This is a genomic window from Amycolatopsis sp. NPDC047767, assembly GCF_040704195.1.
Classification (GTDB): Bacteria; Actinomycetota; Actinomycetes; order Mycobacteriales; family Pseudonocardiaceae; genus Amycolatopsis.
The window spans coordinates 145,590-170,303 of the sequence record NZ_JBEYSJ010000012.1 but is presented as its reverse complement, the minus strand read 5'-3'; the positions used below and the strand labels follow the sequence as shown (position 1 = coordinate 170,303).

At 72.5% G+C, this 24,714-nt stretch carries 24 protein-coding genes; 20 read left to right on the top strand and 4 right to left on the bottom strand.

The window, feature by feature from the left end; translation table 11 throughout:
* Nucleotides 1–44 precede the first annotated feature (44 nt).
* From infB to rbfA, 3 genes are all read left to right on the top strand, one after another.
* Complete coding sequence (gene infB, locus AB0878_RS22720; protein ID WP_366582235.1) at nt 45–3,089, top strand: translation initiation factor IF-2; 3,045 nt, start codon at nt 45–47, stop codon at nt 3,087–3,089.
* 71 nt (nt 3,090–3,160) lie between these two features.
* A complete protein-coding gene (locus AB0878_RS22715; RefSeq protein WP_220242307.1) occupies nt 3,161–3,454 on the top strand; it encodes a DUF503 domain-containing protein in 294 nt (97 codons plus the stop codon).
* A gap of 32 nt (nt 3,455–3,486) precedes the next feature.
* Complete coding sequence (gene rbfA, locus AB0878_RS22710) at nt 3,487–3,981, top strand: 30S ribosome-binding factor RbfA (RefSeq protein ID WP_366582234.1); 495 nt, start codon at nt 3,487–3,489, stop codon at nt 3,979–3,981.
* Nucleotides 3,982–4,160: 179 nt separating this feature from the next.
* Here rbfA and AB0878_RS22705 read toward each other — a convergent pair whose 3' ends face one another.
* On the bottom strand, nt 4,161–4,640 hold the full coding sequence (locus tag AB0878_RS22705; protein WP_366582233.1) for a MarR family transcriptional regulator: 480 nt from the start codon (nt 4,638–4,640) through the stop codon (nt 4,161–4,163).
* A 70-nt stretch (nt 4,641–4,710) separates the two neighbouring features.
* Between AB0878_RS22705 and AB0878_RS22700 the strand changes: the two genes are divergently transcribed.
* Nucleotides 4,711–5,682 (top strand): amidohydrolase family protein, encoded by a 972-nt coding sequence (locus AB0878_RS22700; RefSeq protein WP_366582232.1) that lies wholly within the window; start codon nt 4,711–4,713, stop codon nt 5,680–5,682.
* A gap of 13 nt (nt 5,683–5,695) precedes the next feature.
* Here AB0878_RS22700 and AB0878_RS22695 read toward each other — a convergent pair whose 3' ends face one another.
* Complete coding sequence (locus tag AB0878_RS22695) at nt 5,696–6,736, bottom strand: SAM-dependent methyltransferase (RefSeq protein WP_366582231.1); 1,041 nt, start codon at nt 6,734–6,736, stop codon at nt 5,696–5,698.
* 25 nt (nt 6,737–6,761) lie between these two features.
* Here AB0878_RS22695 and AB0878_RS22690 point away from each other — a divergent pair, with 25 nt between their 5' ends.
* The 14 genes from AB0878_RS22690 to AB0878_RS22625 all read left to right on the top strand — a co-directional run bounded on the left by AB0878_RS22690 (nt 6,762) and on the right by AB0878_RS22625 (nt 21,245).
* Nucleotides 6,762–7,787, top strand: coding sequence for a bifunctional oligoribonuclease/PAP phosphatase NrnA (locus AB0878_RS22690; RefSeq protein WP_366582230.1), 1,026 nt, complete (start codon nt 6,762–6,764; stop codon nt 7,785–7,787).
* Complete coding sequence (locus tag AB0878_RS22685; RefSeq protein WP_366582229.1) at nt 7,780–8,910, top strand: cytochrome P450; 1,131 nt, start codon at nt 7,780–7,782, stop codon at nt 8,908–8,910. Before AB0878_RS22690 ends, AB0878_RS22685 begins: the two co-directional genes overlap by 8 nt.
* A 67-nt stretch (nt 8,911–8,977) precedes the next feature.
* Nucleotides 8,978–10,291 (top strand): MATE family efflux transporter, encoded by a 1,314-nt coding sequence (locus tag AB0878_RS22680; protein WP_366582330.1) that lies wholly within the window; start codon nt 8,978–8,980, stop codon nt 10,289–10,291.
* Nucleotides 10,292–10,311: 20 nt separating this feature from the next.
* Nucleotides 10,312–11,130, top strand: coding sequence for a PhzF family phenazine biosynthesis protein (locus tag AB0878_RS22675; RefSeq protein WP_366582228.1), 819 nt, complete (start codon nt 10,312–10,314; stop codon nt 11,128–11,130).
* A 120-nt stretch (nt 11,131–11,250) separates the two neighbouring features.
* On the top strand, nt 11,251–12,573 hold the full coding sequence (locus AB0878_RS22670; RefSeq protein ID WP_366582227.1) for an MFS transporter: 1,323 nt from the start codon (nt 11,251–11,253) through the stop codon (nt 12,571–12,573).
* A 46-nt stretch (nt 12,574–12,619) separates the two neighbouring features.
* Nucleotides 12,620–13,534, top strand: coding sequence for a tRNA pseudouridine(55) synthase TruB (gene truB / locus AB0878_RS22665; protein WP_366582226.1), 915 nt, complete (start codon nt 12,620–12,622; stop codon nt 13,532–13,534).
* 48 nt (nt 13,535–13,582) lie between these two features.
* Nucleotides 13,583–14,548, top strand: coding sequence for a bifunctional riboflavin kinase/FAD synthetase (locus tag AB0878_RS22660; protein ID WP_366582329.1), 966 nt, complete (start codon nt 13,583–13,585; stop codon nt 14,546–14,548).
* 150 nt (nt 14,549–14,698) lie between these two features.
* The gene (locus AB0878_RS22655) at nt 14,699–15,172 is read left to right on the top strand and encodes a helix-turn-helix transcriptional regulator (protein ID WP_285965649.1); all 474 of its coding nucleotides are present in this window, start codon (nt 14,699–14,701) and stop codon (nt 15,170–15,172) included.
* Between the two features lie 4 nt (nt 15,173–15,176).
* Nucleotides 15,177–15,680, top strand: coding sequence for an RNA 2',3'-cyclic phosphodiesterase (thpR, locus tag AB0878_RS22650; RefSeq protein ID WP_366582225.1), 504 nt, complete (start codon nt 15,177–15,179; stop codon nt 15,678–15,680).
* A 141-nt stretch (nt 15,681–15,821) separates the two neighbouring features.
* The gene (gene rpsO, locus AB0878_RS22645; protein ID WP_360602627.1) at nt 15,822–16,091 is read left to right on the top strand and encodes a 30S ribosomal protein S15; all 270 of its coding nucleotides are present in this window, start codon (nt 15,822–15,824) and stop codon (nt 16,089–16,091) included.
* Nucleotides 16,092–16,333: 242 nt separating this feature from the next.
* Nucleotides 16,334–18,601: a polyribonucleotide nucleotidyltransferase gene (locus AB0878_RS22640; RefSeq protein WP_366582224.1), complete on the top strand. Its 2,268-nt coding sequence runs from the start codon at nt 16,334–16,336 to the stop codon at nt 18,599–18,601.
* Between the two features lie 90 nt (nt 18,602–18,691).
* Complete coding sequence (locus AB0878_RS22635; RefSeq protein ID WP_366582223.1) at nt 18,692–20,056, top strand: pitrilysin family protein; 1,365 nt, start codon at nt 18,692–18,694, stop codon at nt 20,054–20,056.
* Nucleotides 20,053–20,802, top strand: coding sequence for a 4-hydroxy-tetrahydrodipicolinate reductase (dapB, locus tag AB0878_RS22630; protein ID WP_366582222.1), 750 nt, complete (start codon nt 20,053–20,055; stop codon nt 20,800–20,802). The genes AB0878_RS22635 and dapB overlap by 4 nt, the downstream gene beginning before the upstream one ends.
* Nucleotides 20,799–21,245, top strand: coding sequence for a tetratricopeptide repeat protein (locus AB0878_RS22625; RefSeq protein ID WP_366582221.1), 447 nt, complete (start codon nt 20,799–20,801; stop codon nt 21,243–21,245). Before dapB ends, AB0878_RS22625 begins: the two co-directional genes overlap by 4 nt.
* A 77-nt stretch (nt 21,246–21,322) precedes the next feature.
* On the opposite strand, the gene AB0878_RS22620 is transcribed toward AB0878_RS22625, so the two are convergent.
* A complete protein-coding gene (locus AB0878_RS22620) occupies nt 21,323–21,838 on the bottom strand; it encodes a hypothetical protein (protein WP_360602618.1) in 516 nt (171 codons plus the stop codon).
* Between the two features lie 166 nt (nt 21,839–22,004).
* Between AB0878_RS22620 and AB0878_RS22615 the strand changes: the two genes are divergently transcribed.
* The gene (locus AB0878_RS22615) at nt 22,005–22,484 is read left to right on the top strand and encodes a GtrA family protein (protein WP_366582220.1); all 480 of its coding nucleotides are present in this window, start codon (nt 22,005–22,007) and stop codon (nt 22,482–22,484) included.
* Here AB0878_RS22615 and AB0878_RS22610 read toward each other — a convergent pair.
* The gene (locus tag AB0878_RS22610; protein ID WP_366582219.1) at nt 22,474–23,034 is read right to left on the bottom strand and encodes a GNAT family N-acetyltransferase; all 561 of its coding nucleotides are present in this window, start codon (nt 23,032–23,034) and stop codon (nt 22,474–22,476) included. The genes AB0878_RS22615 and AB0878_RS22610 overlap by 11 nt on opposite strands.
* Before the next feature lie 64 nt (nt 23,035–23,098).
* Between AB0878_RS22610 and AB0878_RS22605 the strand changes: the two genes are divergently transcribed.
* The gene (locus tag AB0878_RS22605) at nt 23,099–24,313 is read left to right on the top strand and encodes a crosslink repair DNA glycosylase YcaQ family protein (RefSeq protein WP_366582218.1); all 1,215 of its coding nucleotides are present in this window, start codon (nt 23,099–23,101) and stop codon (nt 24,311–24,313) included.
* Nucleotides 24,314–24,714: the final 401 nt, after the last annotated feature.

The window sequence follows — 24,714 nt, the reverse complement described above, 5'->3', positions numbered from 1 at the left end:
AGCGGGTCTCTTCACCGCCTGGCCTCCCCTAGATGAGGAGAGCTGTGCCAGGCAAGGCCCGTGTACACGAGCTCGCGAAAGAGCTCGGCATCACCAGCAAGGAAGTTCTCGCCAAGCTCAAGGAGCAGGGCGAGTTCGTCAAGTCCGCGTCATCCACGGTCGAGGCGCCCGTCGCCCGCCGGCTGCGTGACGCGTACCCCGCCAAGGGCGGGAAGAAGTCCGGCCCGACGCCCGGCCCGCGGCCCACGCCGCCGTCCGCCAACTCGGGCAACTCGAACGCTGCCGCGCCCGCTCCGCAGGCCCCCCGGCCCGCGGCCGCGCCCGCTCCGCAGCCGACCCAGCAGCAGGCGCCGGCGGCCAAGGCCGCTCCGTCCGCTGCTCCGCAGCAGTCCGGCCCGCGTCCGGCCACCCCGGGCAGCCGTCCCGGTCCGGGCCCGCGTCCCGGCCCGCGCCCGGCCACCCCGGCTCCGGCGCAGCCGCAGCAGCAGCAACCGCAGCCCCAGGTGCAGGCCCCCGCGGCCAAGGCCGAGCCGTCCGGTGGCAGCACCGCGGCGCCGAAGCCCGCTCCGAAGCAGGACGCCGCTTCGTCGTCGTCCGGCTCGGTCGTGCCGCCGAAGCCGCAGGGCCCCAAGCCCGGCGGTCCGAAGCCCGGCCCGCGCACCCCGCGCGTCGGCAACAACCCGTTCGGCGTCGGTTCCGGCGCCCCGGCCCCGCGTCCGCCGGCCCAGCGCCCCGGTCCGGGTCAGGGCGGCGACAACCGTCCGCCGCGTCCCGGCGGTGCCGGTGGCGGCGGTGACCGGCCCGCGCCGCGTCCCGGCGGTGGCGCCGGTGGCAACCGGCCGAGCCCGGGCAACATGCCCCCGCGGCCGAACCCCGGCATGATGCCGGGCCGCACCCCGCGTCCGGCCGGTCCGGGCGGTGGCGCCCGCGGCGGCCCCGGTGGCGGTGCCCGTGGTGGCCCCGGTGGCGGCGGTCGTCCCGGCGGCGGTGGCGGCGGTTTCCGTCCCGGTGGCGGCGGCGGTGGCGGTGGCTTCCGCGGCGGTCCCGGTGGCGGTGGCGGCGGTGGCGGTTTCCGTCCCGGTGGCGGCACCGGTGCTCCTGCCGGCGGTGGCGGCGGCTTCCGCGGTGGCGGCGGCGGTCGTGGCGGCCCCGGTGGCCGTGGCGGTACCGCGGGTGCCTTCGGGCGTCCCGGTGGTCCCTCGCGCAAGGGCCGCAAGTCGAAGCGGCAGAAGCGCCAGGAGTACATGGACAACATGCAGGCGCCCAGCGTCGGCGGCGTCCGCCTGCCCAAGGGCAGTGGCGAGACGATCCGGCTGCCGCGCGGTGCCTCGCTGACCGACTTCGCCGAGAAGATCGACGCCAACCCGGCTTCGCTGGTGCAGGTGCTCTTCCACCTCGGCGAGATGGTCACGGCGACGCAGTCCGTGTCCGACGACATCCTCGAGCTGCTCGGCGGCGAGATGAACTACGTCGTCCAGGTCGTGTCCCCCGAGGAGGAGGACCGCGAGCTGCTGGAGACCTTCGACATCACCTACGGTGAGGACGAGGGTGGCGAGGAAGACCTGCAGGTCCGGCCGCCGGTCGTGACCATCATGGGTCACGTCGACCACGGTAAGACCCGCCTGCTGGACACGATCCGGAAGACGAAGGTGCGCGAGAGTGAAGCCGGTGGCATCACCCAGCACATCGGCGCCTACCAGATCGAGACCGAGCTCGAAGGCACGCCGCGGCTGATCACCTTCATCGACACCCCGGGTCACGAGGCGTTCACCGCCATGCGTGCCCGTGGTGCGAACTCGACGGACATCGCGGTGATCGTGGTGGCCGCCGACGACGGGGTCATGCCGCAGACGGTCGAGGCGATCAACCACGCGCAGGCCGCCAAGGCGCCGATCGTGGTCGCGGTCAACAAGATCGACAAGGAAGGCGCCAACCCGCAGAAGATCCGCCAGCAGCTCACCGAGTACAACCTGGTCGCCGAGGAGTACGGCGGCGACACGATGTTCGTGGACATCTCCGCACGGGAGAACATCAACATCGACGGGCTGCTCGAGGCGATCCTGCTGACGGCCGACGCGGCGCTGGACCTCCGGGCCAACCCGGACATGGAGGCCCAGGGTGTCGCGATCGAGGCACACCTCGACCGCGGCCGCGGCCCGGTGGCCACGGTGCTGGTGCAGCGAGGCACGCTGCGCGTCGGCGACTCCGTCGTCGCGGGCGACGCCTACGGCCGCGTCCGCCGCATGGTGGACGAGCACAACGTGGACGTCACCGAGGCGCTGCCCTCGCGTCCCGTCCAGGTCATCGGGTTCACCTCGGTGCCGGGCGCGGGCGACACCTTCCTGGTGGTCGACGAGGACCGCGTCGCCCGGCAGATCGCCGAGCGCCGCTCCGCTCGCACCCGCAACGCGCTCAACGCGTCGCGGCGCAAGCGGGTCAGCCTCGAGGACCTCGACTCCGCCTTGAAGGAGACGAGCAGCCTCAACCTGATCATCAAGGGTGACAACTCGGGTACCGTCGAAGCGCTCGAGGCGGCACTGCTGCAGCTGGACGTCGGCGACGACGTCGAGCTGAACGTGGTGCACCGCGGTGTCGGTGGCGTGACCGAGTCGGACATCGACCTGGCGACCGCGTCCGACGCGATCGTGCTCGGGTTCAACGTCCGGGCCCAGGGCAAGGCGACCGAGCGGGCCACCCGCGAGGGCGTCGACGTCCGGTACTACACGGTCATCTACCAGGCGATCGACGAGATCGAGCAGGCCCTCAAGGGCATGCTCAAGCCGGAGTTCGAAGAGGTGGAGCTCGGCCGCGCCGAGGTCCGCGACGTCTTCAAGTCCTCCAAGATCGGCACGATCGCGGGTTGCCTGGTCATGTCGGGCGAGATCCGGCGCAACGCCAAGGCGCGCCTGCTCCGCGACGGCACCGTCATCGCCGAGAACCTGCCGATCAGCTCGCTGCGGCGGTTCAAGGACGACGTGGTCGAGGTCCGTGAAGGGTACGAATGCGGTCTGACGCTGGGTTCGTACAGTGACATCAAGGTCGACGACGTGATCGAGACCTACGAACAGCGGGAGAAGCCCCGTGCGTGAGTGATCGGTCCGGGGTGCGGGTTTCGGCCCGCACCCCGGGCCTTTCGCCTCACGGCACAACTTCACTGCCTATGTACGTCGGAGCTCTCGAGCTCGACATCCTGCTCGACGACATTCATTCGTTGAAGCAGAAGCGATCCGTGATCAAGCCGGTCGTGGCGGAGGTGCGCAAGCGCTTCGCCGTCTCGGTGTCCGAAGCCGGTCACCTCGACCTGCACCGGCGAGCCCTGATCGGGGTGGCCGTGGTCGCCGCGGGTGGCGAACACGTCCGGGACGTGCTCGACTCGTGCGAGCGGTTCGTGGCCTCGCGACCGGAGTTCGTCCTGCTGTCGGCACACCGCCGGCTGCTCGGTCCGGACGACTAGACCGGAGAACATTTCAGAAGGAGACACCTCCCATGGCCGATCCTGCTCGGGCTCGCAAGCTCGCCAAGCGGATCTCGCAGATCGTGGCGTCGGCGATCGAGCACGACGTCAAGGATCCGCGGCTCGGTGCCGTGACCATCACGGACACCAAGATCACCGCGGACCTGCACGACGCCACGGTGTACTACACGGTGCTGGGCGAAAGCCTCGACTCGGCGCCGGACTTCGCGGGCGCCGCGGCGGCGCTGGAGTCTGCCCGGGGTGTCCTGCGCACCAAGGTCGGGCAGGGCACGGGGGTCCGCTACACCCCGACTCTCACCTTCGTCGCCGACAGCATCCCCGACGACGCGCGCCGCATCGAGGAACTCCTCGCCAAGGCCCGCGAGGCCGACGCCGAGGTGGCCCGCCGCGCGACGGGCGCCCAGCACGCCGGCGACGCGGACCCGTACAAGGCCCCGCGCGAAGACGACGACGAGGATGACCTCGACGTCGACCTCGCCGAAGCCGAAGAGGAGACGCGAGGCTGAACCGCTCCGGAGGACCCCCGACGTCCGACGACGCGGCGCGCTGTTCCGTGGCGCCGCGCCGTTCGTCGCCACCTCCTCCGGGCGCCCCGCCCCGCTGGCTACGCCGCCCGCGGCTGCCCCGCCCACCAGGCCGCCGGCCCTGAACGCACGACGTTCGGGGCCGGCGGTTTTTTGTGCCGTCAGTCCACCGGCCGGGTGGCGGTCACCGCGTCGGTCAGTGCCTGCAGCAGGTCCAGCACCTGAGGCTGCAACTCGCCGGGCAGGAGGTCCCACGCCGCGCGCTGGTTGTCGCGCAGGCGGGTGCGGGCGCGATCCCAGTGGGCGCGGCCGCGGTCGGTGAGGGCGACGACGACGCGGCGGTCGTCGTGGGCGTGCGGGGTGCGGCGGACGAGGCCGGCGGACTCCAGGGCCTTCACCGAACGCGTGACGGTGGGCTGGGCGAGCTTCGCCTCCTGCGCGAGCTCGCCGATGGTCATGGCCCCCAGCCGGGCCAGGGGAGTCACGAGCTGGGCCTGCGAGTCGCTGAGGGCGGAGGCGGCCGCGGCCTGCGCGTCGAGGCGGGCGCGGTTGGTGCGCATGGCCGAGTAGAGCGCATTGCAGGCGTCGGCGAAGCGGTCGACGTCGGTGTCGGGCTCGGCGGACCCGGAGGGCACGGTCACCCGGAAAGATTAGATCACCGAAGTCCATAGCATGCTATGTTCAGCTCACGGAACCGGGAGGAGACGCAGCATGGTCCGCAAGATCGCCCTCGAGGAGCACTTCGGCACCGCCGACCCCGACATCGTCGAGCAGTCGCGCGAGCACTTCACCGAGCAGACGTGGCCGCCGCACCGCCGCCAGTTGCTCGACGTCCAGGACGAACGCCTGAGGCTGATGGACGAGGCCGGCATCGAGATCGTCGTGCTTTCCCTGCTGGCGCCCGGAATCCAGGGCCTGCCCGACCGCGCGCAGGCCGTGGACTGGGCGCGGCGCACCAACGACGTGGCCGCCCGGCACGTGGAGCTACGGCCGGATCGGTTCGCCGCGTTCGCCGCGCTTCCGTTGCAGGATCCCGAAGAAGCCGTCGCCGAGCTGCGCCGCGCGGTGACCGAGCTGGGCTTCAAGGGCGCGCTGGTGAACGGGTTCTCCGAAGTGGACGGTGACCGGATCGCCTACCTCGACGAGCCGCGGTACCGGCCGTTCTGGGCGGCCGTCGAAGACCTGGGCGTGCCGGTGTACCTGCACCCGCGCGACCCGCTGCCGCGTGACAGCCGGATGCTCGAAGGCCACCCGTGGCTCTACGGCTCGGCGTGGGGCTTCTCGATCGAAACCGGCACGCACGCGTTGCGGCTCATGGCCAGTGGCCTGTTCGACGAGCATCCCGGCGTGCAGGTGATCCTCGGGCACCTGGGCGAGCTGCTGCCGTTCAACATCTGGCGCACCGACCACCGGCTGAAGGTCAAGCCCGCGGGCATCCCGGCGCGCAAACCGTTGCGCGAGTACCTGCGCGAGAACTTCCACCTCACCACGAGCGGCAACTTCGCCACGCCCGAGCTGCTGTTCACGATCGGCGAGGTCGGGGCCGACCGCGTGCTGTTCTCCGCGGACTACCCGTTCGAGTCGATGGGCGAGGCCGCCGCCTGGTTCGACGCGCTGGACCTCGACCGCGCGGTGCACGAGAAGATCGCGGAAGGCAACGCGCGCAAGCTCCTCGGGCTCTGATCGCGAAGGACGGTCAGGGCTTCGACGCCACCACGAGGTCGCGCTCGATGGCCTGGTCCACGCGGTGGGCGAACTGCTCGTACGGCCCGCCTTCGCGCACGTCGAGGCCGGCCTTCGCGAGCACCGCGACGAGCTCCTCGCGCGGCAGGACGTTGAGGTTCCACGAGATCCCGAGCGCGCCGCCCGGGCGGAGCACGCGTGTCCACACGGGAACGGCGGCCGCCAGCAGGTCGCGCGGGCTGCGCGCGAGGCTCGCGTCCTGCGTGCGGTGGCTGCCGTGCTGCACGCCGTACGGGGCGTCGGTCACGATCACGTCCACGGAGTTCGCGCGCAGCAGCTCGTCGGTGGTGAGGGTGTCGGCGTTGAAGTAGGTGAGCCGGCGCGTCTGGCCGCCCTTGTAGTCGTCCTTGTCGAACGCGTATTCGACGTCGAGGCGGCGCCCGAGGCGGACCTTGTTGCGCCGCAGCTGCCCGGAGTCGGCGGTGTGCTTCACGCGCTTGGTGCGCAGCCAGGTCTTGAGGAACTGCTCGTAGGCCTCGAAGTCCTTGCCGTCCACGTCGAGGCCGGTGGCGTCGAAGCCGTACATCACGGCCTGGTTGAGCGTGGTGCCGCGCCCGCACAGCGGGTCGAGCAGCGTCCGCGGGCGCTCCAGCCACCCGGTCGGGTCGGCGGTGGCGAGCAGCGTGACGTTGAGCAGCAGCTTCGTGAACTGCTCATTGGTCTTGCCCGCGTACTTCTGGATCGTCAGCAGGTCCGAGTCCGTCTTCGCCAGCGGCCGCACCAGGACCGGGCGCAGCACGCCGTCGCCCAGCTCGAACAGCGCGTAGAGCGAGGACAGGTTGGACAGCAGCGCGACGTCCGGCCCGGTCAGCGGCTCAGGGGTCGCGAACTTGACGTAGCCCACGCCGCCGAGCTCCACGTCCTCGGCCTCCGACAGCTCGGCGGAGAGGCCGGCCGCGCCGAACACCGCCAGCTCGGCCCGCAGCAGCGCGGGCGACGAGGCGGCGTAGACCCGGTTGGCGGACGGGTGAACGAGGATCGCGTACTCAGGCATCCCGCAGAGCGTAGCGTGACGCACTGTGACAGCTACTTTGGCGCAGGACATCAAAGCCGCCGCGGCTCTACTCGCCGGGGCCACCGACGTGACGCTGCTGGGCCACGTGCGCCCGGACGCCGACGCACTCGGCAGCGCTCTGGCCCTCGGCCACGTGCTGCACCGGCGCGGCGCCCGTGTGCGCGTGTCGTTCGGCGAGCCCGACGAAGCCCCCGAGACCCTGACCTGGCTCGACGTCGACGGGCTGCTGACCAAACCCGACGACCTGCCCGCATCGGAGCAGCTGCTCGTCGCACTCGACACGCCGGTGCCGGCGCGGCTGGGCCGGCTCGCCTCGCGCGTCGACGTGGTCCGCGCCGACGGCGGCGCCGTGCTGGTGGTCGACCACCACGCCACCAACGCGTTCTACGGCACCCACCACGTGGTCGACGAGGCCACCGAGGCGACCGCGGTGCTCGTCGCGCAGATCATCGAGGTCATGGGCGTCGAGCTGGACGAGCCGGCCGCGCGCTGCCTGTACGCGGGGATCGTCACCGACACCAGCGGTTTCCGCCGCGCCCGCCCCGAAACGCACCGGATCGCCGCGCGCCTGCTGGAGGCCGGCGTCGACCCGACGGAGGTCGCGCGGCGGATCGTGGACGACCACCCGTTCGCGTGGCTGCCGATGCTCTCGGCCGTGCTGTCCGAAGCGGAGCTGGAGCCGGAAGCCGCGCAGGGCTTCGGGTTCGTGCACGCGGTGGTGCGCTCGGCCGTGGCGGCGACCGTGCGGCCGGAGGAGGTGGAGTCGGTGATCGACGTGGTCCGCGCGACGCGCGAGGCCGGCGTCGCGGGGGTGCTGAAGGAGTTCGCGCCCGCCTCGCCCGGTTCCGTGTGGACGGTCTCCCTGCGGTCCGCGGGCCGCGTCGACGTGTCGGCGGTGGCCTCGGAGTTCGGCGGTGGCGGGCACCGCATGGCCGCGGGCTGCACGATGGAGGGCACGTCGGACGACGTGCTGGCGCGGCTGCGCGCCGCGCTCGGCCGGGCGCCGCTGCTGGGGAACCGGAGTGCCTGAACCCGCCCGGTTCGACGAGGAGTTCCTGGCCGACCCGGTGTGCGCGTACGCCCGGCTGCGCGCCGCCGGCCCCGTGCACCGCGCGGAGTCGCCCGACGGCGCGCCGATCTGGCTGGTCACGCGCTACGCCGAGGTCAAGGCGGGTCTCGGCGACCCGAGGCTGTCGCTGGACAAGGCCCACTCGTCGGGCGGCTACCGCGGACTCGCGCTGCCGCCCGCGCTCGACAAGAACCTGCTCAACCTCGACGCCCCCGACCACCCCCGCCTGCGCCGGCTCCTGGGGCGCGCCTTCACCCCACGTCGCGTCGAGGCCCTGCGGCCGGAGGTCACGCGCATCGCCGAGGAGCTGGCCGACGCGCTCCCGGCCGAGGCCGACCTCATGGCCGGTTACGCCGTGCCGCTGCCGATCACGGTGATCTGCGTGCTGCTCGGCGTCGCCCCCGCCGACGTCGCCGTCTTCCGCACGTGGACCGACGCCGTCCTGATGCCGACGGACGCCGAAGCCACGCGCGACGCCATGCGGTCGCTGTACGCGTTCGTCACCGAGCTCATCGCGGCCAAGCGTGCGGAGCCGGGGGAGGACCTGCTCAGCGTCGTCGCCCCGGACCTCACCGACGACGAGCTGCTCAGCGCCGCGTTCCTCCTGCTGCTCGCGGGGTACGAGAACGTGGTGCACGTCCTCGGCAACGGCTTTCACGAGCTGCTCACCCGGCCGGCGCTGCGGACGGCACCGGCTGAGTCCTTTGTGGACGAGATCCTGCGCCACGCCTCGCCGGCGCAGCTCGCCATCCGCCGCTTTCCCTTGCAGGACCTCGAAATCGGCGACACGACGGTTCGTGCCGGCGACACCGTCCTGCTCGCCCTCGCCTCGGCCCACCGCGACGACACGGTGATCGACGCCCCGGACACCTTCGACGCGGATCGTCCGGACAACCCCCACCTCGCCTTCGGCCACGGCCCCCACTTCTGCCTCGGCGCACCCCTGGCCCGCCTCGAACTGGAGATCGGCTTCGACACCCTCCTGCGCCGCTTCCCGGCGATGGTCCCGGCGGGCGACCCGGTGTGGCGCTCGACGTTCCGCAGCCGCGGGCCGGCGGCCCTGCCGGTGATCCTGCGCGCTTGACGTCCGGAATGTCGGCGGCGATCGTTACGCTCGCCGGGTGCCCGATGAAGCCCCGCCTGCCCCGCCTGTGACCTCCGAGGACCGGATTCCCGCGCGACGCGTGCTCGGGCTCGCCGTGCCCGCGCTGGGGGTGCTGGCGGCGGAGCCGTTGTACGTGCTGGTCGACACGGCGGTGGTCGGACACCTCGGCGCGCTGCCGCTGGCTGGCCTGGCGCTCGGCGGGGTGGTGCTGTCGCAGATCTCCACGCAGCTCACGTTCCTCTCGTACGGCACGACCTCGCGCACGGCGCGGCTGCACGGCGCCGGGCGGCGGCGCGACGCGGTGAGTGAGGGCGTGCAGGCCACGTGGCTGGCGGTGCTGGTGGGGCTGGTGCTGCTGGTGGCGGGCCAGCTGCTGGCCGGGCCCATCGCGCGGGCGCTGTCGGGCAGTGACGAGATCGCGGCGGCGGCCGTGTCGTGGTTGCGGATCGCGCTGTTCGGGGCGCCGCTGATCCTCGTCACCATGGCCGGCAACGGCTGGATGCGCGGGGTGCAGGACGCGGCCCGCCCGCTGCGGTACGTGCTGGCGGGCAACGGCATCTCGGCCGTGCTGTGCCCGGTGCTCGTCTACGTCGCCGGGCTGGGGCTGGAGGGTTCGGCGATCGCCAACGTCGTGGCCCAGGTGGTCTCGGCGTCGCTGTTCTTCGCGGCGCTGGTGCGTGAGCGCGTGCCGCTGCGGCCGGACTTCGGGGTGATGCGCGCGCAGCTGAGCCTGGGCCGTGATCTCGTGCTGCGCAGCCTCGCGTTCCAGGCGTGTTTCGTCTCGGCGGCGGCCGTGGCGGCGCGCACCTCGACGGAAGCGGTCGGCGCGCACCAGGTCGTGCTGCAGCTGTGGACGTTCCTGTCGCTCGTGCTCGACTCCGTCGCGATCGCGGCGCAGTCGCTCGTCGGCGCGGCGCTGGGCGGGGGAGCCGAGCGGCAGGCGCGCGGGGTCGCGAACCAGATCGTCGCGTACGGGCTGGTGCTCGGCTGCGTCCTGTGCGTGCTCTTCGGGGCGTTGTGGAGCACGTTGCCGCACGCGTTCACCTCGGACCCGGGGGTGCTCGCGGAGATCCCGCACGCGTGGTGGTTCTTCGTGGCGCTGCAACCGATCGCGGGCGTGGTGTTCGCGCTCGACGGCGTGCTGCTCGGCGCCGGCGACGCCGCGTTCCTGCGCACCGCCACGCTCGTCAGCGCGGGCCTGGGCTTCCTGCCGCTGATCTGGCTCTCACTCGCGTTCGGCTGGGGGCTCACCGGCATCTGGACGGGGCTGTCGCTGTTCATGGTGTTCCGCCTGGCCGCCGTGCTCATCCGCTGGCGCTCCGGCCGCTGGGCGGTGGTCGGGGCCGTCCGCGGCGCCTGAGCCCGTGCCAAGGTGGAGCCATGCGCTTCAGCCAGGTCGACGTCTTCACCGATGAGCTCACCCTCGGCAACGCACTCGCCGTGGTGCACGACGCCGAAGGTCTCTCCGACGACACGATGGCCGCCTTCGCGCGGTGGACCAACCTCAGCGAGACCACGTTCCTGCTCCCGTCGGCGCACGCCGGGGCCGACTACCGCGTGCGGATCTTCACCGTGGAGCGCGAGCTGCCCTTCGCCGGGCACCCCACGCTGGGCTCGGCCCGCGCGTGGCTCGAAGCGGGCGGCACGCCGAAGGGCGAAGACCTCGTGCAGGAGTGCGGCGCCGGCCTGGTCCGTGTGCGGCGCACCGGCGAGCGGCTCGCCTTCGCCGCGCCGCCGCTCACGCGCGGCGGCCCCGTCGCGCCCGAGGACCTCGCCGCCGTCCGGAAGGCCCTGCACCTGGCCGAAAGCGACGTCGTCGACGCGCAGTGGGCCGACAACGGCCCCGGCTGGCTCGCCGTGCTCCTCACCGACGCCGAGGCGGTCCTCGCGGTCGAACGCGACATCGCGGCGCTCGGGAAGTACAAGGTCGGCATCGTCGGACCCCATCCGGCCGGCTCGCCCGCGGCGTTCGAGGTCCGCGCCTTCACCGGCCTGGTCGAGGACCCGGTCACCGGCAGCCTCAACGCCGCGATCGGCCAGTGGCTCATCGGCTCGGGCCGCGCGCCGGAATCCTACGTGGCCGCGCAGGGCACCCGGCTCGGCCGGCGCGGCCGCGTGCACGTCGAGCGAGCGGACGGCGAGATCTGGGTGGGCGGCGACACCGTGGTGGGAATTGCCGGTCGAGTGACGCTGCGGTGAACGGGTGTGGCGAATCCCACCGAGGTAACGGCTATGTTTCGAGGTTGCTGAGGCGATACAACGATCGAGGCGGCAGCGTCGTCGTCTTTCCCCGACGACCGCTACCCGCAGGAGGAAACCTTGTCGCCCGGCCGCGCCACCGTCCGGTCCTGGCTCATCTGGCTCACCGCCGTCTTCGTGTACCTGCTCGCCGTGTTCCACCGCACCTCGTTCGGGGTCGCGGGCCTGGAAGCGGCGGACCGGTTCGGCGTCGGCGCCGCGGCGCTCGGCACGTTCACCGTGCTGCAGGTCGGGGTCTACGCCGCCATGCAGATCCCCACCGGCGTGCTCGTCGACCGCTACGGCCCGCGCCGCGTCCTCACCGCCGCCGTGCTCATCCTCGGCACCGGGCAGCTGCTGCTCGGCCTCGCCGAGAGCTACGGCGTCGGCCTGCTCGCCCGCGGCATCCTCGGCCTGGGTGACGCGCTGACGTTCGTCAGCGTGCTGCGCCTGATCGCCGCCCACTTCCCGGCGCGGCAGTACGCGTTGATCACGTCGTTCACCTCCGCCGTCGGCTACATCGGCAACCTCGCCGCCACCGTGCCGCTGACGCTGCTGCTCGCCGGTCCCGGGTGGACGGTCACGTTCGTCTCGGTCGGCGCGCTCACGCTCCTGGTCTCGGTGCCGGTGGTGCTGCGCGTGCGCGACACCCCGCTCGGCGTCCCCGAGCCCGAGCGCAAGCCGGTGCACCCGGCGCTGCTCGCGCGCCAGATCCGCGCCGCGTGGCGCGTGCCCGGCACCCGGCTCGGCTTCTGGACGCACTTCAGCACGATGTTCGCGCCCAACGTGCTCACGCTGCTGTGGGGCGTCCCGTTTCTCGTCGAGGGCCAAGGCATTCCGGCCGCCACGGCGAGCGCGATGCTGACCGTGTTCGTGTTCGGGTCGCTGGCCGGCGGCCCGGTGCTGGGCACCGTGATCAGCCGCCACCCGGAGCTGCGGATGCCGATCGTCGGGGGCTACCTCGGCACCGCCGCCGTCACGTGGGCCGTGCTGCTCGGCTGGAACGGGCACCTCCCGCTCGGGGTGCTCGGTCCCGCGTTCGCGCTGCTGTCGCTCGGCGGCCCGGTGTCGATGATCGGCTTCGCGCTGGCGCGCGACTACAACCCGATCGAGCGCGTCGGCACGGCGACCGGCCTCGTGAACGTCGCTGGGTTCGTCGCGACGACGGTGACCTCGCTCGTGGTCGGCGTGCTGCTGCAGTGGACGGGCGGGAACTTCCGCGTGTCGCTGCTGAGCGTCGTGGTCGTGCTCGGGCTGGGCACGTGGCGGATGCTCGTGTGGTGGCGCCGCGCCAGGGCGCACGTGTTCGCCGCCGAAGCCCGCGGCGAGGACGTGCCGGTGCGGCTCACCCGCCGGCGCTGGGACGGCGAGGTGCCGGCCGAAGCCGCGGCCGTCGCCGCCTGACAGGTGCTCGCCGGTCCGAACCGGACGTCTCGATAGGGTTCGCCCCGTGTCTCGCCCGAAAGAACCGCGCCGCCCCGCTCCGCCGCCCGGTCTGCTCATCGTCGACAAACCGGCCGGAATGACGTCGCACGACGTCGTCGCGAGGGCGCGCCGGATCATGGGGACCCGCAAGGTCGGCCACGCCGGCACGCTCGACCCGATGGCCACCGGCGTGCTGGTGCTCGGCATCGAGCGCGCCACCAAGCTGCTGGGCCACCTGGCGCTCGACCGCAAGACCTACCTCGCGACGCTGTCGCTGGGCAGCTCCACCACCACCGACGACGCCGAGGGCGAGGTGCTCACCGAGGGCGACCCCGCGGTGCTCGCGAAGATCACCGACGAGGAGCTGGCCGCCGGCGTCGCCGAGCTCACGGGCGACATCCAGCAGGTGCCCAGCGCCGTCAGCGCGGTGAAGATCGACGGCAAGCGGGCCTACGCCCGGGTGCGCGCGGGGGAGGACGTGGTGCTCCCGCCGCGGCCCGTCACCGTCTACCGCTTCGACGTGCTGGCGATTCGCCGCGAGGACGACCGGATCGAGCTCGACGCCGTGGTCGAGTGCTCGTCGGGCACCTACGTGCGCGCGCTGGCCCGCGACCTCGGCGCCGGGCTCGGCGTCGGCGGGCACCTGCTCGCGTTGCGCCGCACCACGGTCGGGCCCTTCACCCTCGCCCGGGCGCGCACGCTGGAGAAGCTCGAGGAGACGCCCGAGCTGTCGCTGGACCTCGACGCCGCCGTCGCCGCGGCCTTCCCGCGCCGCGACGTCGACGCCGCCGAAGCGCAGGCCGTGCGCCACGGCCGCGCCATCCCGGCGGCCGGCATCGACGGCACCTACGGCCTCTTCGCGCCCGACGGCCGCGTGCTCGCCCTGGCCGCCGACACCGAGGGTGTGGCCCGGTCGGTGGTGGTCCTGCTGCCCGCATAGGGTGGGTCGCGGTTGGGCGAGAGACCGGCACGGGGAGAGTTGACGACAGTGCAGCGGTGGCGTGGCCTCGGGGACCTCCCGGGTGGCTGGGGACGGTGCGTGGTCACCATCGGCGTGTTCGACGGCGTGCACCGCGGGCACCAGGTGCTCATCTCGCGCACCGTGCGCGCGGCGGCCGAGCGCGGGGTGCCGAGCGTGGTGCTCACGTTCGACCCGCACCCGTCGGAGGTCCTGCGCCCGGGCAGCCACCCGGCGCAGCTGACCACGTTGCGGCGCAAGGCCGAGCTCGTGGAGGCCCTCGGCGTCGACGTGTTCGCCGTGCTGCCCTTCACCCTCGAGCTCTCGCGCCTGTCACCGCACGAGTTCGTGCACGAGGTGCTGGTGGACCGGCTGCACGCCGCCGCCGTGCTGGTGGGCGACAACTTCACCTTCGGCGCGAAGGCCGCGGGCGACGTGACGCTGCTGCGCAAGCTCGGCAGCCGCTTCGGCTTCGTCGCCTACGGCGCGGAGCTGCAAGGCCGCTCGCTCGCCGACGACCGCGTCGCCAACGACATCACCTTCTCCTCCACGTACGTGCGCTCGTGCATCGACGCCGGCGACGTGGTGGCGGCGGCCGACGCGCTGGGGCGCCCGCACCGGCTCGAGGGCATCGTCGTGCGCGGCGACGGCCGGGGCCACGACCTCGGTTACCCGACCGCGAACCTGTCGACGCCGCGGTTCGCCGCCGTGCCCGCCGACGGCGTGTACACGGCGTGGTTCACCCGCCTGTCGGACCCGGGCCGGCGGCTGCAGGCCGCGGTTTCGGTGGGCACGAACCCCACGTTCTCGGGCCGCGAGCGCACGGTCGAGGCGTTCGTGCTCGACGTCGACGAAGACTTCTACGGCCAGCACGTGGCGCTCGACTTCGTCACGCGGCTGCGCGACCAGGAGCGGTTCAGCCGGTCCGAGCAGCTGGTGGAGCGGATCGACGACGACGTGGCGCGCACCCGCGAAGCGCTGGGCGCCGAAGACTGACGTCGTTCCCCCGGACGGGGTCCGGCCGGGGGCGGAATGGGCGGTTCCGGCCGCCCGGGCGCGGGTCCGGTGGCAAGATACTCACGGGCGGGTGAAACGGTCCGGGCACGCCGGTCCGGCCGGACGAGGGGACCAAGGGGAGCGGAACTGGTGGAGGACCACAAGATCGTCCAGCGGAACGTCGCGCTGCAGCGGGAGTGGTACGGCGAACCGCTGGGTGACCGGGTGCGCAGGCTCGTCGTGGCCTTCGACATCTCGCAGGCCTACCTCGCCGAGGTTCTCGGCATCAGCGCCCCCATGCTCAGCCAGGTGATGAGCGGCCGGCGCGCCAAGATCGGCAACCCCGTGGTGCTCGCCCGCATGATCATGCTCGAACGCAAGATCCTCGTGCCCGACGTCGCGGCGGGCAACCGCGACGCGATGCAGGCGGCGCTGGAGGACGTGCGCGACTCGCGGCCCACGGTCGGGCGCGACAACATCCCGGTGGGCTCCGACGAGCGGCTGGTGCTCGCCGCGCTGCGCGAGGTCGCCGAGGAAGAGGACCTCACCGAGGCCGCGAAGCGCCTCGACGACGACTTCCCGATCCTCGCCGAGCTCCTGCGCCGCGCCGGCGCCAGCCACTAGCTTCGTGCGGCTGTTCACCGCGCTGCGCCCGCCGGCCGACGTCGTCGCCGCGGTGGCCCTGTCGCTCGGCGAACCCGGTCCCGGCCTGCGCTGGTCGCCGCCGGAGGACTGGCACGTCACGCTCGCGTATTACGGTGAAGCGGACCCGGAAGAACGGGCCGCCGACCTCGTCCCCGCGCTGGCCGGCCGCCCGGCCGTCGACGTCCGGCTGACCGGCCCGGGAACCTTTCCCGGCGTGCTGTGGCTGGGCGTCGCGGGGGACGGGCTGACGCGGCTCGCGGAAGCGGCCGGCGCGGACCAGGAGGAACGGCCGTACCGGGCGCACCTCACGCTGGCGCGGTACCCGCGTGACCGCCGGGGCGCGGCGACACCGTGGACGCAGCGGCTCGCCGGGTTCGCCAGTCGCGAGTGGACCGCCCGCGAGGTGGTGCTCATGGGCAGCGCCGAGACGGCGGGCGGGCGCTACCGGGCGCTGCGGACGTTCCCGCTGGGCCCCGCCGGAACGTGAACCGCGCCTGAAGGCACTGATCACACGGCTGGTAGCCTTGACAATCGGGTCCGGCTGCAGTCCGTGGCGGCCGAGACCGACTACCCGGCCGCGCAGCGCGGTGCGGGCCCCACGGCACTGATTCAACGAGGAGCAACACCAGTGGCGCTGTCCACCGATGAGAAGAAGTCGATCCTGGCCGAGTACGGCGTGCACGACTCGGACACCGGATCCCCCGAGGCCCAGGTCGCGCTGCTGACCAAGCGCATCGTCGGCCTCACCGAGCACCTCAAGGCTCACAAGCACGACCACCACTCGCGTCGCGGGCTCCTGCTGCTGGTCGGCCGTCGCCGCCGGCTGCTGAACTACGTGATGAAGGTGGACATCGAGCGGTACCGGTCGCTGATCCAGCGGCTCGGCCTGCGCCGATAGCGTGACCCGAGGGGGAGTGACCGGTCCGGTCGCTCCCCCTCGGTGCCAGAAGAGAAGAAACGGCGCGAGCGCGCTGGAGGATCCGTCCGCCGGTCCTCGGTAGTGGTTCCCGGGTGAGAAGACTGCGAAGTCCCGGGAGCTTCGATCGAAGACCGGCCTCATTCCTCGAGCGTCCGCGGGCGAACCGGGTCCCAGGGTGGGAGACTCGCGCCGGACGAAGCACAAAAGAGGAGATACACCCTATGACCGACTCCACCGGAGTCACCGTGCACGAGACCGAAGCCGTGATCGACAACGGCCGGTTCGGCACCCGCACCGTGCGTTTCGAGACGGGCCGCCTGGCCAAGCAGGCCGCCGGCTCCGTCGTCGCGTACCTCGACGAAGAGACCATGCTGCTCTCGGCCACCACGGCGTCGAAGCACCCGAAGGAGCACTTCGACTTCTTCCCGCTGACCGTGGACGTCGAGGAGCGCATGTACGCCGTGGGCCGCATCCCCGGCGCGTTCTTCCGCCGTGAGGGCCGCCCGTCGACCGACGCGATCCTCACCGCCCGCCTGATCGACCGCCCGCTGCGCCCGTCGTTCACCGACGGTCTCCGCAACGAGATCCAGGTCGTCATCACCGTCCAGAGCCTCAACCCGGACGACCCGTACGACGTGCTGGCCATCAACGCCGCTTCGGCGTCGACCCAGATCGCGGGCCTGCCGTTCTCCGGCCCGGTCGGCGGCGTGCGCGTCGCTCTGATCGAGGACCAGTGGGTCGCGTTCCCGACCTGGTCGCAGCTGGAGAAGGCCACCTTCAACATGGTGGTCGCGGGCCGCATCGTCGGCGACAGTGCCGATGACGTCGCGATCATGATGGTCGAGGCCGAGGGCACCGAGCACACGCTCGACCTGATCGCCGCCGGCGGCAAGGCGCCCGACGAGGCCGCCGTGGCCCAGGGCCTCGAGGCCGCCAAGCCGTTCATCCGCGTGCTGTGCGAGGCGCAGCAGCGCCTGGCCGCCGACGCCGCGAAGCCGACCGGCGACTTCCCGCTGTACCCGGCCTACCAGCCGGACATCTACGAGGCCGTCGCCGCGATCGCGACCGACGACCTGGCGAAGGCGCTGACCATCGCCGGCAAGCAGGACCGCGACGCCGCGACCGACGAGGTCAAGGCCACCGTGCTGGCGAAGCTGGGCCTGGGCGACGGCGAGGCCTTCGAGGGTCGCGACGGCGAGGTCGGCGGCGCGTTCAAGGCGCTGACCAAGAAGATCATGCGCCAGCGCGTGCTCACCGAGAAGATCCGCATGGACGGCCGCGGCCTGACCGACATCCGGTCGCTCTCGGCCGAGGTCGCCGTGATCCCGCGGGCCCACGGTTCGGCGCTGTTCGAGCGCGGCGAAACCCAGATCCTGGGCGTCACCACGCTGAACATGCTCCGCATGGAGCAGCAGATCGACTCGCTCTCCCCGGAGACGACCAAGCGCTACCTGCACCACTACAACTTCCCGCCGTTCTCCACCGGTGAGACCGGCCGCGTCGGCTCGCCGAAGCGGCGCGAGATCGGCCACGGCATGCTCGCCGAGCGCGCCCTGGTCCCGGTGCTGCCGAAGCGCGACGAGTTCCCGTACGCGATCCGCCAGGTCTCCGAGGCGCTGGGCTCCAACGGCTCGACCTCGATGGGCTCGGTCTGCGCGTCCACGATGGGCCTGTTCAACGCCGGCGTGCCGCTGAAGGCGCCGGTCGCGGGCATCGCGATGGGCCTGGTGTCCGACGAGGTCGACGGCGAGACGCGCTACGTCGCGCTGACCGACATCCTCGGCGCCGAGGACGCCCTGGGCGACATGGACTTCAAGGTCGCCGGCACCAAGGACATCATCACCGCGCTGCAGCTCGACACGAAGCTCGACGGCATCCCGTCGGAGGTCCTCGCGGCCGCGCTGAAGCAGGCGAAGGACGCACGGCTGACCATCCTGGAGGTCATCGCCGAGGCGATCGACGGCCCGGACGAGATGAGCCCGTACGCCCCGCGCGTCACCTCCGTGAAGATCCCGGTCGACAAGATCGGCGAGGTCATCGGCCCGAAGGGCAAGATGATCAACTCGATCACCGAGCAGACCGGTGCCGACATCTCCATCGAGGACGACGGCACGATCTACGTCGGTGCGGCCGACGGCCCCTCGGCCGAGTCGGCGATCGACCTGATCAACGCGATCGCCAACCCGCAGCTGCCGAAGGTCGGCGAGCGCTTCCTGGGCACCGTGGTGAAGACGGCCGCGTTCGGCGCGTTCGTCTCGCTGCTGCCGGGCAAGGACGGCCTCGTCCACATCTCGAAGCTGGGCAACGGCAAGCGGATCGCCAAGGTCGAGGACGTGGTCAACGTGGGCGACAAGCTCCGCGTCGAGATCGCCGACATCGACAACCGCGGCAAGATCAGCCTGATCGTGGTCAAGGAGGACGACGCCGCCGACGCCAAGCCGGCCGAGGGCGCCGAGGGTGCCGACGCCGAGAAGTCCGACGCCAAGTAAGTCCTTCATATCTGAAAAAGAAGTCCCGTCGAAGGCCTCCTCGCGGAAGACGCGCGAGGAGGCCTTCGCGGCATCGTGAGTAAGGAACCCATGGCACGGCAGGTTTCCGGGCACGAGCAGCCCGTCGGCAGCACCCGCACGCTCGAGTCCACTCCGGACGGTGCGATCGTCAGGCGCAGCGTGCTCCCCGGCGGCCTGCGGGTGATCACCGAGTACGTCCCGGCGTCGCGCTCGGCGACGGTGGGGCTGTGGGTGGGCGTCGGTTCGCGCGACGAGCCGCTGGCCGTCGCCGGCGCCGCGCACTACCTGGAACACCTGCTGTTCAAGGGAACCGCCAACCGGGACGCCACGCAGATCGCCGAGGAGATCGACGCCGTCGGCGGCGAGTTCAACGCGTTCACGGCCAAGGAGCACACCTGCTACTACGCGCAGGTGCTCGATGCCGACCTGCCGCTGGCCATGGACCTGGTGACCGACGTGGTGTTCGAGGCGCTGTGCACCGACCGCGACATGGACACCGAACGCAGCGTGGTGCTCGAAGAGATCGCGATGCGCGACGACGACCCCGAGGACCTGCTGCACGAGACGTTCGTGGGCGCGATCCTCGGCGAGCACCCGCTCGGCCGGCCGGTGCTGGGCACCGAGAAGTCGATCACGGAGATGTCGCCCACGGCGTTGCGCGGCTTCTACAAGCGCCGCTACACGATGCCGCGGATGGTGCTCGCGGTCGCCGGGAACGTCGAGCACAACCAGGTGCTTCGCCTGGTGCGCAAGGCTTTGGGCGATCGGCTCAACGGCGCGGGCGTCCCGGTGCCGCCGCGCGCCGGCCGCGCGCGCATCCAGACCGTGCCGAAGCTGGCGCTGCACACCGACGACACCGAGCAGGCGCACGTGATGCTCGGGCTGCGCTCGCTGCCGCGGCACGACGAGCGCCGTTTCGCGTTGTCGGTGCTCAACGCGGCGCTGGGCGGCGGCATGAGCTCGCGGCTGTTCCAGGAGATCCGGGAGCGGCGCGGGCTCGCGTACCAGGTGTACTCGTCGGTGGCGAGCTACGCCGACACCGGGCACATGGCCGTGTACGCCGGCTGCCAGCCGGAGCGGCTCGGGCAGGTCGCGGGCGTGATCCGCGAGGTGCTCGACGGCGTCGCCGCCGACGGGCTGACCGACGCCGAGGTGGCGCGCGCCAAGGGGCAGCTGCGCGGCGGCCTGGTGCTGGGACTGGAGGACACGTCGTCGCGCATGTCGCGCATCGGCAAGAACGAGCTGAACTACGGCCGTTACCTGGGTGTCGACGACACCGTGGCCCGCGTGGACGCGGTGACGACCGAAGAGGTGTGTGCGCTGGCTCGCACTCTGCTGCGCCGCCCCGGTGGGGTGTCGGCGGCGGCGGTCGTGGGGCCGTACGCTCACGCCGACGACCTGCCGGACGATCTGCACGAGGTGATCGCGTCATGACCGACTCCCCGATCCGCGTCGGCGTGCTGGGCGCGCGCGGCCGCATGGGTGCGACGGTGGTGAACGCCGTCGAGGGCGCCGCCGACCTGAAGCTGGTGGCCGCGCTCGACGCGGGAGACGACTTCGCCCCGCTGGGCGAGGCCCAGGTGGTGGTGGACTTCACCCACCCCGACGCCGTGATGGACAACCTGCGGTACCTGATCGAGCACGACTTGCACGCCGTGGTCGGCACGACCGGGTTCAGCGAGGAGCGGCTGGAGCAGGTGCGTTCGCTGCTGGCCGGGAAGCCTTCGCTGGGCGTGCTGGTCGCGCCGAACTTCGCGCTCGGTGCGGTGCTGGCGATGCGCTTCGCGGCGCAGGCGGCGCGGTTCTACGCGTCGGCCGAGATCATCGAGCTGCACCACAACCGCAAGGCCGACGCCCCGTCGGGCACCGCGTCGCACACCGCGCGCATGATCGGCGAGGCGCGCGCGGCGGCCGGCCTGGAGCCGGGTCCGGACGCCACGACGTCCGAACTGGACGGTGCCCGCGGCGCCCGCGTCGCCGAGGTCCCCGTGCACTCCGTGCGGCTGCCGGGTTTGGTGGCGCACGAGGAGATCCTGTTCGGTGGCGAGGGGGAGACCCTGACCATCCGGCACGACTCGCTGGACCGCACGTCGTTCATGCCGGGCGTGCTGCTGGGCGTGCGTTCGGTGGTGTCGCGCCCCGGCCTCACGGTCGGCCTGGAGAACGTGCTCGACCTGTGAGGGCCCGCAACGTCGCGCTGCTGCTGACCGCGGCGCTGGTCGTGTACCTGGTCCTGCTGGCGGACCGGGCGGTGGCGCTGTTCGCCACCGGTACGCCCGCGGGCATCGCGCTCGGCGTGGGCGTGTTCGTGCTGCCGCTGCTGGGTGTGTGGATCGTGGTCGCCACCTGGCGGTCCGGCCTGCAGATCCAGCGCCTCTCGCGCCGCCTCGACGCCGAAGGCGCGCTGTCCGACGTGTCCGACCTCCCGCGCCGCCCGTCCGGCCGCGTCGACCGCACCGCCGCCGACGCCTGGTTCGACGCCCGCCGCGAGGAAGTCCAGGCCAACTCCGAGGACTGGCGCGCCTGGTACCGCCTCGCCTACGCCTACGACATCGCGGGCGACCGCCGCCGAGCCCGGGCGACGATGCGCAAGGCCGTGGAACTGGAAGCCGCGGACCGCTGAAAAACAGGGGTCGCCGCGGAACAGGGGTTGCCGTTCCGCGGCGTTCGTGCGGGTCGGCGATTCGGCGACGACCCGGCTCAGTGCATCCAGCCCGCGAGCAGCGCCGGTGACGCGGCCAGCAGGCTGAACCGCACCCAGCGGCCCGCCAGCCCCGCGGCCAGGAACGTGACCAGCCGCATCCGCACCATGCCGGCGAGCACGCTCGTCGCCATGAAGGGCGGGAGGCCGATGAGCGAGCTGACGCCGTAGGTGCCCGCCATCCAGTGCGGGTGGCGCTGGCAGCGTTCCCGCAGGGCTTCGATCTTGGAGCGCAGCACCTTGGTGCGCCGGTGCCAGCGGTCCCGGCGGGCGCTGGGCACGCGTTCGCGGTGGAGGCGGTCGTGCAGGAAGCGCGGGAGGCGGATGGAGCCGCGCGCGGCGAGGTAGTACAGCAGCTTGCCGGCGATCTGGCCGACCGCGACGGCCGCGCCGAGCCACAGCCAGTGCACGTCGTGCTGGCTGGCGCAGAGGCCGACGACGAACAGCTCCGCGTTCACGACCGGCACGATCGCCGAGCCGAACGCGACGCCGAGCGTCACGAGCAACCAGCCCATCGTGCCTCCCCCTGAAGTGAACCCCCCGAAGTGATCCTCGTCATTCGAGGCTAGCAGTCGTCACGAAAAGGTCACGGGGGCTAACCCCCCTATTCCGGCGGGTGCTGACCCCAGAAGATCACCTGGACGTTCGGTTCAGGACACCTGCGCCTGCCACCATTCGGGCGTGACCGACGTGCCCTTCGCCGATCGCTTCGCCGGGTTCTGCGCGGCCGTCGTCCGAGTCCTGCCCTTCGGGCTGTCGCGCCTCGTCGCGCCGAGCTTCCTCGGGTTCGTGATCATCAACGGCTTCACGTTCGGCGTCGACCTCGGGCTGCTGACGGTGTTCCACAGCGGCTTCGGCTGGCCGGTGTGGCTGGCGATCAGCGCGTCCTACGTGCTCGCGTTCGGGCTCAGCTTCGTGCTCAACCGTGCGCTGAACTTCCGCTCGCACGCGCCCGTCGGTCGGCAGGCGGTGCTGTACGTGGTGGCGATCGGGGTGAACTACGCGGCGTTCCTGCTGGGCGTGGGTGCCGGGCTCGCCGCGCTGGGCATGGAGTACCACCTGTCGCGGCTGATCGCGGGGGCGTGCGAGGGCGTGTTCATGTACTCGGTGATGCGCTGGGTCGTCTTCGCGAAGCGCGAAGAGCCCGCCGTCAGTGCGTGAGCTCCAGCTGCAACGTGCCGGTGAGGCGCACTTCGCGCAGTGTGCCGCGGCCCGTGTCGAGGGTGCGGACGGTCCCGTCGGGCGCCCAGCCCGCGCGGCGGTAGAAGCCGAGCGTCGGGTGGTCCGACTGCGCGACCCACGTGACGCCGCGGTCGAGCCCGTCCCGGCGTAGGTCGGCGGCGGCCGTGCCGAGCAGGCGGCCCGCGTGCCCGCGGCGGCCCCAGCGCGGCTCGACGACGAGCGTCGCGATCAGCGCGGTGGTGGCGGCGTCGGGCGGGGCGGCGCCGTCGGCCGTGGCGATCTCGTCGGCGGGCGCGGGGCCGGCCACGCAGTAGCCGACGGTGAACTCGCCTTCCACCGCGAGGTACACGCGCGTGCCGGGGAACTCGATGGTCTCGGCCCACGTGCCTTCGAGGTCGGCGGCGTCCAGCGCGTCGATGGCCTCGGCGCCCAGCAGGTCGGTGTAGGCCGCCCGCCAGGTGAGGCGCTGGATGCGGGCGATCTCCGCGGCGTCGGACAGGCTCGCGGGACGGACTTCGGCGGCACTCACGCAGGGGAATCTACCGCCCGCCGTCGCGGAAACTGTCGGGGGCGGCTGGCACGATGGACCGACCATGCAGACGATCAGCCTTCAAGCGGCCCGCCGCACCGCGCTGGCCGCCCAGGGGTTCGCCGACGCGCGCCCCGCCGCGCCGCCCACCCGCCGGCACCTGGCCAAGGTGCTTTCGCGCGTTCAGCTGCTGCAGCTGGACTCCGTGAACGTCGCCGTGCGCGCCCACTACATGCCCGTGTTCTCGCGCCTGGGCGCCTACGACCAGGCGCTCCTCGACGACGCCGCCTGGGCCGACAGCGCGCGCAGACCGCGGATGCTCGTCGAGTCGTGGGCCCACGAGGCGAGCCTGCTGCCGATCGAAGACTGGCCGCTCCTGCGCTCCGGCGCCAAACGCGACGGCTGGTGGCGCAACTACACGCGCGTGGTCGAAACCGTGCCCGGCCTGATCGACGACGTGCTCGCGATCGTCAAGGAACACGGCCCCATCGGCGCGGGCGCCATCGAGAAGGCGCTCGAAGCGGAAGTCGCCGGCCGCGGTCCGGGCGCGTGGTGGGAACGCTCGGTGGTCAAGAAGGCGTGCGAGTACCTGTTCGGCCTCGGTCGCCTGTCCACGGGCACGCGCCGGTCGTTCGAGCGGCTCTACGACCTGACCGAACGCGTGGTGCCGCCCGCGATCCTGTCCCGGCAGATGTCGGCCGAGGAGGGTGCCCGCGGCCTGATCGACCGCTCCGCCCGCGCGCTGGGCGTCGCCACCGAGACCGACCTGCGCGACTACTACCGGCTGGGCCCGGACGTCGCGCGCCAGGCCGTCGCCGAGCTGGTCGAGGAGGGCACCCTGGAACCCGTCCAGGTCCGCGACTGGCGCGGCATCGCCTACCGGCACACGGCCGCCCGCACGCCCCGCGCGATCACCGGCCGGGCCCTGCTGTGCCCGTTCGACCCGCTCATCTGGGAACGCGCCCGCACCGAGCGGCTCTTCGGCTTCCGCTACCGCATCGAGATCTACGTGCCGGAACCCAAGCGGCTCTACGGCTACTACGTCTTCCCGTTCCTGCTCGACGGCTCCCTGGCCGCCCGCGTGGACCTCAAGTCCGACCGCGCCGCCGGCGTGCTGCGCGTCCAGGGCTCGTTCGCCGAGGAGGGCGCCGACGTCCCGCGCGTCGCCGCCGAGCTCGCGGGGGAGCTGGCGCACATGGCGGCGTGGCTCGGCCTGGACGGCGTCGCGGTGGGACCCCGCGGCGACCTGGCGGAGGCCCTGTCACGCGCCGTGCGCTGACCGGCGCCTGAACACGTTGCGGGGCAAGGGCTTTCACTGGAGGTGGCCGTCGAGAAGCGGCGGGCCGGAACGGGTAACCGAAGCGGGGGAGCGGTTCACCTCGCGGCAGGCGGGGCGCCTTGGCGGGTGCGGTTGTCCAGTGTGTTGCGGTGAGCTGGGCCCGAACGCGTTGCGGGGCAAGGCTTCGCATCGGAGTGGGGTGTGCTGCGGCGGCACGGTCGCGTTGTTTGCGCGTGCCGTGCGCTGAGCCGGCCCTGACTGCGTTGGCGGGCTGCGTTCGCGCCGGAGACGGCGGCCCGCGAGACGCGGCAGGCCGGGCCGGATGCCCGGAACGGAGGAAGCCGCACCCGTGACCAACGGGCCGGTGCCGGCGGCGCAATGCCTGGCGGTGCCGCTGCCGC

Bases quoted from the DNA above. Each gene is read 5' to 3' on its own strand.
- AB0878_RS22715 (WP_220242307.1), top strand. From the start codon at position 3,161: ATGTACGTCGGAGCTCTCGAGCTCGACATCCTGCTCGACGACATTCAT.
- rbfA (WP_366582234.1), top strand. From the start codon at position 3,487: ATGGCCGATCCTGCTCGGGCTCGCAAGCTCGCCAAGCGGATCTCGCAG.
- AB0878_RS22700 (WP_366582232.1), top strand. From the start codon at position 4,711: ATGGTCCGCAAGATCGCCCTCGAGGAGCACTTCGGCACCGCCGACCCC.
- AB0878_RS22695 (WP_366582231.1), bottom strand. From the start codon at position 6,736: ATGCCTGAGTACGCGATCCTCGTTCACCCGTCCGCCAACCGGGTCTAC.
- AB0878_RS22675 (WP_366582228.1), top strand. From the start codon at position 10,312: ATGCGCTTCAGCCAGGTCGACGTCTTCACCGATGAGCTCACCCTCGGC.
- AB0878_RS22640 (WP_366582224.1), top strand. From the start codon at position 16,334: ATGACCGACTCCACCGGAGTCACCGTGCACGAGACCGAAGCCGTGATC.
- AB0878_RS22635 (WP_366582223.1), top strand. From the start codon at position 18,692: ATGGCACGGCAGGTTTCCGGGCACGAGCAGCCCGTCGGCAGCACCCGC.
- dapB (WP_366582222.1), top strand. From the start codon at position 20,053: ATGACCGACTCCCCGATCCGCGTCGGCGTGCTGGGCGCGCGCGGCCGC.
- AB0878_RS22620 (WP_360602618.1), bottom strand. From the start codon at position 21,838: ATGGGCTGGTTGCTCGTGACGCTCGGCGTCGCGTTCGGCTCGGCGATC.
- AB0878_RS22605 (WP_366582218.1), top strand. From the start codon at position 23,099: ATGCAGACGATCAGCCTTCAAGCGGCCCGCCGCACCGCGCTGGCCGCC.